This is a genomic window from Nonomuraea africana (assembly GCF_014873535.1).
GTDB classification, from domain to species: Bacteria; Actinomycetota; Actinomycetes; order Streptosporangiales; family Streptosporangiaceae; genus Nonomuraea; species Nonomuraea africana.
In genome coordinates, this window is record NZ_JADBEF010000001.1 from 4847844 (window position 1) to 4859280 (window position 11437).

Here is an 11437-nt window from a genome sequence, read left to right on the forward strand (position 1 = left end):
CGCCCTAGTCCGCCTTCCCCGCGGCCCCGGGCCGGACGACCGGCTCCACCCCGGGCCGGACGACCGGCTCCGCCTCGGACCGGGAGACCGCCTCGGTGGCGGGCAGGGCACCCCGCCGGCGGCGCCACAGGTGCCTGATCGTCACCACGGTGGCCGCGATCGCCGGCGGGATCAGCGTCCCCCACGCCCCGAGCCCGGAGCCGAACTCGCGGTAGGAGGCGCCCAGCGCGCTCCCCGCACCCACGTAGAGGCACGACCACAGCACCGCCGCGGGAGCGGCCCAGCCGATGAACCGCCGGTACGGCATGGCGACCGTACCGGCCACGACGGGAACGAGGGCGTGGATCACGGTGACGAACCGGGACCCGAAGATCGCCGGGCCGCCGCGGCGGCGCAGGAAGTCCTCGGCCCTCAGCCACTTGCCCGCGCCGATCCGCCTGCCGACCCTGCTCGACCGGATCGAGGGACCGAACCGGCGCCCCAGCAGGTACCCGAGCGTCTCCCCCGCCAGGCACCCGGCGGTGGTGGCCACCACGAGGAGGGCGAAGCGGGCGGGCGAGTCGGCCGCCGATCCGGCCAGCAGGACCACCGCGTCGCCCGGCACGAACAGGCCGACGAACAGCGAGGTCTCCACGCACATGAACAGCGCCGCCGCCGCGGAGAGCAGCAGCGGGTGGAGCCCGCTCAGGAACTCGAGAAGCCCGATGTCAGCCCTCCTTGCAGGTCGTGCCGCTGCTGACCATTGTGGACTGACACCGGCCGTCGAATCGCCATTCACGCATATGTCAGGGACAGGTCAGGGGAACCCCTGAGAGGGGAGCCCGTGTCCCGCGATCGCGGAGCACGGGCCCACCGCGGCGCGGCGGCCGGGTTCGTCAGGGGAGCTTGTCGGCGATCAGGACCCTGAAGGCCAGCCCGGGGACATCGTACCGGCGGCCGCTGGTGAAGCCCGCCGCGGCCAGCATGCGATCGTAGGTGGGGATCGAGTGCACCTCGCCCTCGAACGTCCAGGTCAGCATGAGGATCGAGAACAGGTGCGGGGCCGGGTCCTCCGCCGGGCTCTCGTCTCCCAGCGTGAAGCCCACCAGCACGATCTTGCCGTCCGGCTTGACCGCGGGTGCCAGCCGGTTGAGCAGCTCGCCCGCGCGTTCCTCGGAGAAGTGGTGGAGGACGTTGGTGACGAGCACGACGTCGTAGGGGCCGCCGAGAGGCACCTCGAACATGTCGCCGGGCAGCCGGTGCAGCCGGTCGAGGACGCCCATCCGCTCGGCGTGCTGCTCGGTCAGCGGGAGCACGTTGGGCCAGTCGAGCGCCCAGACCCGCGCCTGCGGATTGCGCTGCGCCAGGGTGAGCCCGTACATCCCGTGGCCGCACGCCACGTCCAGCACGTCCAGCTGCGGCCTCCCCTCCGCCCACGGCTTCAGCGCCTCGGCGGCCACCTCGGCCGTGGGGCGGGCCACCACCACCGCGTGGGCCGCGAAGTCCTCCCAGTACTCGTATCCGGGGGTCTCGGCGTGCACCTTCATGACCGTCCCGCCGTGGCGTACGGCCTCGTCCAGCCTCTTGAGCGCGTCCCACTCCCAGTCACTGGCCATGACCTTGACCATGTCCCCGAGGTAGCCGGGATTCTTGCTCACGAGGAGCTGCTCCGCCCCCGCGGGCAGCCCGAACCGGCCCGCCCGCTCCTCCACGAGGCCCACCGCGGCGAGGGCGTTCAGCAGGATGCGCATGCCGCGGGGGTGACTGCCGAGCCGGCCCGCCGCCGTCTCGGCGTCCACCGGCCCCTCCGCAAGGCAGTCGAACACGCCCATCGACACGCCTGTCCGCAGCAGGCTCGTCGTCTTGTACGCCTGCATCATGCCGAGCAGCGATTCGCGGCTGATCGTTTTCTTGTTCATGGGTGATGCCCCTCCCCGCCGAAACGGTGACAGTGGTCTCGCTGGTCTGTGTGCGTGGCCGGAGGCTCGTCACGCCGCTCTCACGAAGCGGGCCGGGGGACCACTCCCACTCCGGCCTCCCACCGGTAGAACTCCCGCGCCATGGCGTCCCTCGGCGAGCGCCAGGTCTGGGGGTCGTACGGATCGATGAACCGCGACAGGTTCTCGCTCAGGCGCAGGAACTCCGGATGCTGACGGATCTGGCCCATCGTGTGCTGCGCGTTCTCGCGCACCTCCATGAGCTGGAAGTACAGGCCGTGAAAGGAGAACAGGCTGCGGCTGACGGCCCCGCCGAGCTCGGGCAGTTCGGTGCGGTCCGATTCGGCGAACAACCGGGCGACCTCCGTCTCCGCGGACGGCCGCATTCGTGCGACGACCAGGATTCGTTCCATTCGGGGTTCTCCTTGGCGTGACAGTCGGCATGGGAACCGGGCGCATCGAGGATGACTCGGGTGTAGTTTGCGCGGCTCCGCTCGTAGACCGCTCGAGGCTGGTTCAAGCGGCCGTGGCACCCGGCGCCCCGCGATCGGCGGCCGCGCGCAGGTTCCCCACCGGCCCCTGACCCCCGCCCCTGCCGTCCTCGACCGGCCTTCGACCAGGGCTCTAGCCCCGCGCCTGAGCATGCTGAGTGTCGATCGCCCCTGGAGGACCCATGACCGCGCCTTCCGGCACTCCGCAGCCCTCCGCTCAGCCGCGCTGGTTCACCACGCTGTTCCTGACCGACATGTGGGAGCGGTTCAGCTTCTTCGGCATGCAGGCCATCCTGATCCTGTTCGCCGTGGCCCCCGTCAGCCAGGGCGGGCTGGGCCTGCCGCATCCCACCGCGGTCGCGCTGTACGGCGCGTACGTCGGGCTGCTGTTCGCGCTGTCCATGCCGGGCGGCTGGCTCGGCGACCGCGTCCTGGGCGAGCAGCGCGCGACGCTCTACGGCGGCGTCGTCATCGCGCTCGGCCACTACATGATGCTCCTGCCGACGCGGCCCACCGCCTATCTCGGGCTGGTGCTGATCGCCGTCGGCACCGGGCTGCTCAAGCCGAACATGCTCGCGCTGCTCGGCCGCTTCTACGGTCCTGACGAGAGCAGCAAGCGGGAGGCCGCGCTCGTCATCTTCTACATCGGCATCCAGATCAGCGCGCTCCTCGCGCCGCTGGTCACCGGATTCCTCGGCGAGCGGGTGAACTGGCACATCGGCTTCGGCGCCGCCGGTGTCGGCATGACGTTCGGGGTGATCCAGTACGCCCTGGGCCTGCGGCGGTTCGGCGACACCGGCCGCCGGCCCGCGCATCCGGCGAGCGCCGGGGAGCTGCGCACCGTGACGATGAGGGTCGGCGTCGCCGCGGCCGTCGTCGGCGGGCTCCTCGTCGCCGACCTCCTGCTGGGCGCCTTCACGATCACCCATGTGATCGCGGGGATCGGCCTGGTCACCCTGGTCGCCCCGTTCGTGTACTTCTCGGTGCTGACCAGGCGGGCCAGGCTCAGCCGCGCCGAGCGGCAGCGGCTGTCGGCGTTCCGCTGGGTGCTGCTCGCCGCGGCGCTGTTCTGGATGTTCGTGATCCAGGCGGGCTCGACGCTCAGCCTGTTCGCCCAGCAGCACACGGCGCGAGAGGTGGGCGGCTTCCTGATCCCCGCGAGCTGGTTCCAGTCGGCGATCCCGCTGTTCATCCTCGTCACCGCGCCCGTCTTCGCGTGGGTGTGGCTGCGTGGCGGCAGCCGTACGGGCGTGGCCGCCAAGATCAGCCTCGGGCACGGGCTCGTGGGCGTGGGCTTCGTCGTGATGAGCCTGGCGGCGGCGGCCGCCGCGAACGGGAGCCAGGTGTCTCCGCTCTGGCTGCTGTTCGTCCTGTTCACGCTGGCCTGTGGCGAGGTGGTCCTCGGTCCCGCGGCGCTGAGCTCGGCCGTGGACCTGGCCCCCACGGCGTTCGCCGGCCGGACGATGGCCCTCTACTGGATGTTCGCGGCGGTCGGCGGAGGGCTCGGCAGCCTGCTGGGACGGCTCATCTCGGGTGAGCCGCGGCCGGTGTACTACCTCGGGCTCGCCGTGCTCGCCCTGGCCACCGCCGCCGGGTTCGCTTTCGCCCGCCGACGGCTGTCGGCGGCCATGGCGCCGTCCGCGGCGGAGCACGGGACCGCGGCGGCCCCCGTCGCCAAGGGGATCCCGAGCGCCTGACGATGTCATGAAGCCTTTTTCGCACTGTCAGACGAGGCGAAAGATAGGCGACAGCGCCGCGTCAGAAGCGTCAACTACAACTAGCAGTGCCGGAGTCGGTCATTGGCCCGGAAATACGCACAGAACAGGAAAGTCCGTAGTCGTCACCGAGAGGATCGGGTGGACATGCGCTTCCATGTGCTGGGAACTCTGGAAATACACGACGGTACGCAGCGGATTGCGCCGAGCGCGCCCAAACAACGGAGCGTGCTCGCGCTCCTTCTTTCCTCCGCCAACGAGGTCACCCCCACGGACGTGCTGATGGAGGAGCTATGGGAGGGACGTCCGCCGGCGAGCGCGCAGACAACACTGCAGACCTACGTGTACCAGCTGCGAAAACTGCTCTCCCGCGGCGCCGCCACGGAAGAGGGCCCGCGGCTCGTCACCAAGCACGGCGGCTACCTGCTCACCATCGGCGACGGCGCCCTCGACGCCGTCGAGTTCGAGAGGCTCGTCGACGTCGCCCGCGAGAGCCTCCAGGCGGGCGAGGTCGAGCGCGCATCGGGTGCGCTCCGGCAGGCGCTCGACCTCTGGCACGGTCCCGCGCTCGCCGACGTGGTCGCCGGGCCCCGCCTGGAGATCTACCGGACCAGGCTGGAGGAGCTCCGTGTCCACGCGATCAAGCTCAAGATCGAGGCGCAGATGCGCATGGGCCAGCACCACGAGCTGATCGGCGAGCTGAAGGAGCTCACCACCGTCTACACGCTCGACGAGTGGTTCCACCTCCAGCTCATGGAGGCGCTCTCGCGTGCCAGCCGCCGCCACGAGGCACTGGAGGTCTACCACCACCTGCGCTACCTCCTTCGCGAGGAGCTCGGCCTGGAGCCCAGCTCCGAGATGCAGGAGCTCCAGCAGGCCGTCCTGGCCAGCCACCCCAAGAACGGACGGCCGAGGCACGGCGTCGTCCGCGCGGCCGGCCGGCCGTAGCCGTCAGCGCCGTCAGCCCGTGGCGCGGCCCCTCACGGCCGGACGGAGATCATCGCGTCCGCCAGCGACGTGTTGTGCTTCGCGTCGCGGAACAGCGGATCGTCCAGCACGTCTTGCAAGAACCCGATCGTGGTGCATATCCCCCGGCCCGAGATGCGGAACTCGCGCAGCGCGCGGCTCATCCGGGCGATCGCCTGATCACGATCGGGTGCCCAGACGATGACCTTCGCGAGCAGGGAATCGTAGTCGGCGCTCACCAGGACACCGTTGGCGCCATGCGTGTCGACCCTGGTGAACGGCCCGCCGGGCGGCACGAATTCGTCGATCAGCCCCGGCGTCGGAAGGAAGCCACGCGCGGGGTCCTCGGTGTTCACCCTGCACTCGATGGACACGCCGCGCGGCACGACGTCCTCCTGGCCGAAGGAGAGCGGCCGGCCGGCGGCGATCAGGAGCTGCTCCCTGACCAGGTCGATGCCGGTGACCATCTCCGTCACCGGATGTTCCACCTGGATGCGGCAGTTGGCCTCGATGAAGAAGAAACCGCCCTCGGCGTCCACGAGGAACTCGAACGTGCCGGCCCCCCGATAGCCCGCGGCGCGGGCGCACGCCACGGCGGCCGCCCCGAGGCGCGTGGTGAGCTCGGGCGAGAGCCCGGGCGCCGGTGACTCCTCGATCAGCTTCTGCCTGCGTCGCTGCACGGAGCAGTCGCGCACCCCGAGGCTGACGACGCTGCCATGGCCATCGGCCAGCACCTGGACCTCGACGTGCCGCGCGGTGTCGACGTACTTCTCGACGTAGACCCGACCGTCGCCGAACACGGCCTGGGCGCTCACCCTGGTCTCGGCGAAGGCCCGCGCGAAGTCGCGCGGATCGCGGACCACCGCCATGCCGCGGCCGCCGCCGCCCGCCACCGCCTTGATGATGACGGGATAGCCGATCTCGTCGGCGACCTCCTTGGCCACCTGCCCGTGGGAGAGGGTGCCAGGGCTTCCCGGCAGGACGGGCAGCCCCGCCCCGGCGGCGAGCTTGCGCGCCTGCGCCTTGTCCCCCAGGGCGGCGATGACCGACGGCGGCGGGCCGATGAAGGTCAGCCCCTCCGCCTCGCACATCTCGGCGAAGTCGGCGTCCTCTGACAGGAAGCCGTAGCCGGGATGGACGGCGTCCACCCCGGCGCTCAGCGCGGCCTCGAGGATCGCCGGCGGGTAGAGGTAGCTCCGCTTCGCGGCGGCCGGCCCGATCTGCACCAGCTGGTCGGCGAGACGCAGCGCGGGTGAGTCGCGGTCGGCCGTCGAGTGCACCATGACCGTGCGGATGTCCAGCTCACTGCAGGCGCGGGCGATCCGCAGCGCGATCTCACCCCGGTTGGCGATGAGAACCGACGAGATCGGGGCGCCCGCGGGCGTGCGCTCGGGCGCGGTCATGGCGCGTCGAGGGGGGCGATGGCGAGCAGTGACTGGCCGTACTCGACCGGCGTGCCGTCGGGCACCAGGAGCTCGACGACCTGGCCAGGACGGTCGGCCTCGATCGGGTTCATCAGCTTCATGGCCTCCACGATTCCGACCTGCTGTCCCTTCTCCACCGTGTCGCCCACGCCGACGAAGGGCGGCGCCCCCGGCTCGGGAGCCCGATAGAACGTCCCCACCGTCGGCGCGCAGACATGGTGCAGGTCATCGGCCTCGGGCGCGACCTCTCCGAGCGGCGCCGCGAGAGGAAGGGTCGCCGCGGGCGCGCCCACGGCGACGGTCTCCGGCCACTCCAGCTCGACGCTCGAATCGCCCACCTGCAGCCGCACCCGTCGCACCCCGGTGCCCCTGGCCCCGTCGGCGCCGATGAGCTCGACGGCCCGCCGGCAGAGCTCGCCGATCAGCGCGTGCGAGCCGGCTTCGGACGTCTCTTCCACAGCACTCCCTTCACTCATCAGCGCTCCTCTCGCTCAACGCGGTCCCGAGCCGAACTGCCTGAACCGCTGGCGGCGCTGCGCGACCAGCTTCTTCGGGTCGAGGATGGCCAGTTCCTGGAAGGCCTCCGTGACGGCGGCGCCCAGGAGCCGCGCGCTCCTCGCCGGGTCCGTGTGGGCGCCCTCGCCAGGCTCGGGGATCACGCCGTCGACGATCCCGTGCCTGAGCAGCTCCCGCGCGTCCAGCCGCAGCGCCTCGGCCGCCCTGGGCGCCTCGGCCCTGCTCTTCCACAGGATGGAGGCGCAGCCCTCCGGGCTGATCACCGAGTACACCGCGTTGGACAGGGCCAGCACGCGGTTGGCGACGCCGAGCGCCAGCGCCCCTCCGCTGCCCCCCTCCCCCGTGACGACGGCGACGATCGGCACCGGCAGCGCCGACATGAGCCGGAGGTTCTCCGCGATCGCCCAGGCCTGGCCGTTCTCCTCCGCCTCGATGCCGGGAAAGGCGCCGGGCGTGTCGACGAGCGTCAGGACGGGATAGCCGAGCTTGGCGGCGAGCCGCATCAGCCGGGCCGCCTTGCGGTAGCCGGCCGGAGTCGGCATGCCGAAGTTGCGCTCGACCCGCTCGCGGGTGTCGTGCCCCTTCTGGTGTCCGATGAGGACGACCGGCCGGCCGTCCAGCAGCCCGATCCCGCCGACGATGGCAGGGCAGTCACCGCCCAGACGGTCCCCCCGCAGCTCGACGAACTCCTCCAGCAGGTAGCCGGCGTAGTCGAGCGTCGTGGGGCGGTCGGCGTGCCGGGCCAGCTGAACCGCGGTCCAGCCGTTCCTGCGCGGCAGCGACTCCGGCTGGAAGACCAGCTCGGCCGGTGGCGGCTCGGGCCGGCCGGCGGGGCGGGAGCCGCCACCCGAGCTCTGGAAGGCGCAGAGCCTGGCGAGCGTCGAGCGCAGCGCGCCGCGCGGCTGGACGCCGTCGACGAGCCCCTTCCCGCGCAGGTACTCCGCGGTCTGGAAGCCCTCGGGGAGGGCCTGTCCGATGGTCTGCTCGATCACGCGGGGCCCGGCGAACCCGACGTGGGCGCCGGGTTCGGCGAGGATGACGTCGGGCAGCGTCGCGAAGGAGGCGGCCACCCCGCCGTAGGTGGGGTCGGTGACCACGGCGATCGTCAGGATCCCGGCCTCGTCCAGCTCGGCCAGGGCCTGGCTGGTCTTGGCCATCTGCATGAGCGACAGCGCGCCCTCCTGCATCCGCGCGCCCCCCGACGCCGTCACCAGCACGAACGGCACGCGCTCGGCCAGCGCGACCTCGGCCGCGGTGACGATGCGCTCCCCCACGCCGGTTCCGAGGCTGCCGCCCATGAAGCGGAAGTCCATGACGGCCGCGACGGCCCGGTGTCCCTCGATCGTTCCGCTGACGCAGACGACGGCCTCGTCCAGCCCCGTCTTCAGCCGCGCTTCGCGCAGCCGGTCGGGGTACGGCCTGCTGTCCGCGAAGCCCAGGGGGTCCTCAAGGGTCGGCGGCGCCTCGATCGGCTCCGCCGTCCCCTCGTCGAAGAGCTGCTCGATCCGCTGCCACGCGCCGAGCCTGGTGTGCAGCCCGCAGCCGGGACACACCCCGAGCTCGCGCGCGAAGCGCTTGCCGTACACGATCTCGGCACAGCGCGAGCAACGAACCCACCGGGCGGTCTCGACCGCCGCGGGAGAAGTCGGAGAAGTCATGGTCATCGCGGGTCCTCCCTGCCATCCTTCACGCCGGTCGACCACGGATCGGCGAACGCCGTCCTTCCGACGCACTGCAATCCGGCCCACAGGTGCCGTCCCACCGCACTCGCGAGCCGCCACACGTACGGCCGGGGCCCTGCCGTCCGGTCAGAACTCGTCCACGACCTCATAGACTCCATAACCTCTCCCGCGACCTTCGTCCCGGTAGGACCGGAGCGCGGACGTCTGCCCCTTGTGCTGCGTCCCCTCCTCCCATGCGCGGAACTCCGCGAGCCCCGTCCACTCGCTGAGCACGGCGAACTCGCCGGGATCGAGCGCCGAACGCAGCAGCTGGCTGCTCAGCAGGCCGGGGGTGCCGCGCATCCCGCCGTTGACCCGCCGGTAGGCCGCCACCACGGATCCTGGGTCCGCGGCGGAGGCGGAGTAGTAGACCACGACACGGACCCGACCGCTCATCCGCCGCGCTCCGCGCGCTCGCGGCCGAGGTCGAACACCATGTTCAGGGTCGTCATCGAGCCGTGCGAGCGATAGGGGTGCAGCTTCTTGCGGTGCTCGACGTGCGCCTCGCTGCCCTCGAACTCGCGGAACCTGGCCTCGTCCACCCAGTCGCTCATGATGTAGTAGACGCCGTCCTCCTCCGCGCTCCGCAACAGCCACTGCCCGACGTTCGCGGGGTTGTCGCCGACCACGTCCGCGACGGAGTACCAGACCTTCTCGAAGTCCCGTTCCTTGCCCGGGAAGATCTGCATGCGCAGCATCACCCGGAAGACACTCGTTTCCGTCATGTCAGATCCCTCCGTCGACGTGGACGGTCTCCCCGGTCATGTACCGGGAGCGGTCGCTGGACAGGAACAGCACCACGTCGGCGACCTCCTCGGGCTCGCCGAGCCGGCCGAGCGCGGTCATCGTGCGGTAGCGCTGCGCGTGCTCGGGGCTGAGCCCGGCCGCGGCGTCGGTGTTGATGATCCCGGGCGCTACCACGTTGATCCTGATGCCGCGCGGGCCGAGCTCCTTGGACAAGGACCGGGCGAGGCCGAGCTCGCCCGCCTTCGACGCGGTGTAGTGGGTGCGCAGCGGCACGCCGACCATCGCCGCCTTGGAGCCGATCGCGATCACCGACCCGCCCGCGGACATCAGCGGCAGCGCCCCGCGCACCACGAGATACATGCCGGTGAGGTTGGTGTCGAGCACCCGCCGCCACTCGTCGAGTTCGAGCTCGGCGAAGGGCACGTGGCTGATGGCGCCGGCGTTGTGCACGACCACGTCCAGCGCGCCCAGCGTGGCGCGGCACTCGTCCAGCAGGCCGGTCACGTCCTCCGGCCGGCTGACGTCGGCGCGCACGACGCTGTGCCTGCCCTTGGTGCCCGAAAGGTCGCGCTCCAGCCGTTCGGCCGCCTCCTTGTCGGCGCGGTAACAGGTGACGACGTTGCAGCCCTCCTGGGCCAGCGCGAGCACCACCGCCCGCCCGATCCCCCTGCTTCCGCCGGTGACCAGCACGTTCTTTCCATCCAACCGGAAACTCATAGCGCTTCTCCTCTGTTGTTGCGCGATCGGCGGCCGTTCACGGCAGCGCGACGGCCGCCGCGGCGTTCAGGACGAGGGCCAGCACCGCCACCGCGGTGCGTCTGCTGTTCCACCGCGCCCACCGGCGCCTGAAGGCGTCCATGTCCCAGCCGGCGGGCAGCGTGTCCGGGTCCTGCGCCCTGATCCAGCGGTTCATCGGGACGTTGCGGGTCAGCGAGATGGCCACCACCGACACGGCCGCCAGGCCGGCCGCCGCGCACAGCACGCGCACCGCCGTCGTGGGGGCCGTGACCGCCACCGCCACGTCGGCGGCGAAGGTGACCAGCAGGCAGGCCGGCTGGAAGGGGTCGTACCTGCCCACGGCGAAGGCGTGCGCCCTGACATAGCTGTCGGCGGCGAGCGTCATGTAGAAGGGGACGACCCCCAGCACCGTGCCCACCAGCACCCCGGCGGCGAGGCCGTTGGCCAGGAACGCGAGCGGCAGCAGCAGGTCCGTCATGCGGCCCCGGTCTCCCGTGCCGCCTGCTCGACCCGCTCCTTGATCAGCTTCATCTGCACCGGCGTGTTGGTGTCGATCCGCCTGGTCATCTGCTCCAGGTCCACCGGGGAGTCCGGCTTCATCCTGAAGTCCTGGATCCACCGCATCTCCACACCCCCCGGCACCTCGCGGTACTCCCAGCGGATGTTCATGTACTCGAACCAGCCGGTCTCCACGCGGTGCGCGCGCACGGTGCGCGTCGCCGGATCGGCCGTCCGCTCCGACACCCAGGACCAGGCGTTGCCCTCGTCGTCGGGATGCATCGTCAGGCGGAAGCGGACCGTATCGCCCTCGCGGTGGAGGATCTCGGCCTTGGCGTACTCACTGAAGAGGTTCGGCCACGACTCGACGTCGTTGGTCATGTCCCACACCAGGTCCGGCGGTGCGGAGATCACGATCGCCCGTTCGGTGTGTCCCGCCATGGCTAGTTCACCCCTGCCCTTCGGTTGACGTAGTCGAGCACCTCGCCGGGGGTCTTCAGGTCCGAGGCCACCTCGTCGGGGACGGCCACCCCCCAGTCCCGCTCGATGCGGCTGACCAGCTCCAGCACGGCCAGCGAGTCGAAGCCCATGTCCGTGAACGAGGTGTCGAGGATGTCGCCCTCGATGTCGATCCCCTCGTCCACTCCCGCGCTGATCAGCATGACCTTCCGCAGATCGTCGAGGTCGAAATCCTTCATCGGATGC

The 11437-nt window shown here is 71.2% G+C and carries 14 protein-coding genes; 2 read left to right on the forward strand and 12 right to left on the reverse strand.

Annotated features, from left to right (window positions below):
- Positions 1-4 precede the first annotated feature (4 nt).
- From H4W81_RS22845 to H4W81_RS22855, 3 genes are all read right to left on the reverse strand, one after another.
- Positions 5-640, reverse strand: a complete 636-nt coding sequence (locus H4W81_RS22845) for a DedA family protein (RefSeq protein WP_192776698.1) — start codon at positions 638-640, stop codon at positions 5-7.
- 235 nt (positions 641-875) lie between these two features.
- Positions 876-1898: a class I SAM-dependent methyltransferase gene (locus H4W81_RS22850; protein WP_225958739.1), complete on the reverse strand. Its 1023-nt coding sequence runs from the start codon at positions 1896-1898 to the stop codon at positions 876-878.
- 80 nt (positions 1899-1978) lie between these two features.
- Positions 1979-2329, reverse strand: a complete 351-nt coding sequence (locus tag H4W81_RS22855) for a TcmI family type II polyketide cyclase (protein WP_192776699.1) — start codon at positions 2327-2329, stop codon at positions 1979-1981.
- A 260-nt stretch (positions 2330-2589) separates the two neighbouring features.
- On the opposite strand from H4W81_RS22855, the gene H4W81_RS22860 reads away from it, so the two are divergent.
- A complete protein-coding gene (locus H4W81_RS22860; protein WP_192776700.1) occupies positions 2590-4104 on the forward strand; it encodes a peptide MFS transporter in 1515 nt (504 codons plus the stop codon).
- Between the two features lie 165 nt (positions 4105-4269).
- Positions 4270-5070 (forward strand): AfsR/SARP family transcriptional regulator, encoded by an 801-nt coding sequence (locus tag H4W81_RS22865; RefSeq protein ID WP_225958740.1) that lies wholly within the window; start codon positions 4270-4272, stop codon positions 5068-5070.
- A 32-nt stretch (positions 5071-5102) separates the two neighbouring features.
- Here H4W81_RS22865 and H4W81_RS22870 read toward each other — a convergent pair whose 3' ends face one another.
- From H4W81_RS22870 to H4W81_RS22910, 9 genes are all read right to left on the reverse strand, one after another.
- Positions 5103-6491: an acetyl-CoA carboxylase biotin carboxylase subunit gene (locus H4W81_RS22870; RefSeq protein WP_192776702.1), complete on the reverse strand. Its 1389-nt coding sequence runs from the start codon at positions 6489-6491 to the stop codon at positions 5103-5105.
- Positions 6488-6970: an acetyl-CoA carboxylase biotin carboxyl carrier protein gene (accB, locus tag H4W81_RS22875; RefSeq protein WP_318781895.1), complete on the reverse strand. Its 483-nt coding sequence runs from the start codon at positions 6968-6970 to the stop codon at positions 6488-6490. The genes H4W81_RS22870 and accB overlap by 4 nt, the downstream gene beginning before the upstream one ends.
- A 33-nt stretch (positions 6971-7003) precedes the next feature.
- Complete coding sequence (locus H4W81_RS22880) at positions 7004-8692, reverse strand: acetyl-CoA carboxylase carboxyltransferase subunit alpha (RefSeq protein ID WP_225958741.1); 1689 nt, start codon at positions 8690-8692, stop codon at positions 7004-7006.
- A 144-nt stretch (positions 8693-8836) separates the two neighbouring features.
- Positions 8837-9145, reverse strand: coding sequence for an antibiotic biosynthesis monooxygenase family protein (locus H4W81_RS22885; protein WP_192776704.1), 309 nt, complete (start codon positions 9143-9145; stop codon positions 8837-8839).
- Positions 9142-9474: an antibiotic biosynthesis monooxygenase family protein gene (locus tag H4W81_RS22890; RefSeq protein ID WP_192776705.1), complete on the reverse strand. Its 333-nt coding sequence runs from the start codon at positions 9472-9474 to the stop codon at positions 9142-9144. The genes H4W81_RS22885 and H4W81_RS22890 overlap by 4 nt, the downstream gene beginning before the upstream one ends.
- A gap of 1 nt (position 9475) precedes the next feature.
- Positions 9476-10213: an SDR family NAD(P)-dependent oxidoreductase gene (locus H4W81_RS22895; protein ID WP_192776706.1), complete on the reverse strand. Its 738-nt coding sequence runs from the start codon at positions 10211-10213 to the stop codon at positions 9476-9478.
- Between the two features lie 37 nt (positions 10214-10250).
- Positions 10251-10712: an anthrone oxygenase family protein gene (locus tag H4W81_RS22900; RefSeq protein ID WP_192776707.1), complete on the reverse strand. Its 462-nt coding sequence runs from the start codon at positions 10710-10712 to the stop codon at positions 10251-10253.
- A complete protein-coding gene (locus H4W81_RS22905) occupies positions 10709-11173 on the reverse strand; it encodes an SRPBCC family protein (protein ID WP_192776708.1) in 465 nt (154 codons plus the stop codon). Before H4W81_RS22905 ends, H4W81_RS22900 begins: the two co-directional genes overlap by 4 nt.
- A gap of 2 nt (positions 11174-11175) precedes the next feature.
- Positions 11176-11430 (reverse strand): acyl carrier protein, encoded by a 255-nt coding sequence (locus tag H4W81_RS22910; RefSeq protein WP_192776709.1) that lies wholly within the window; start codon positions 11428-11430, stop codon positions 11176-11178.
- Positions 11431-11437 lie beyond the last annotated feature (7 nt).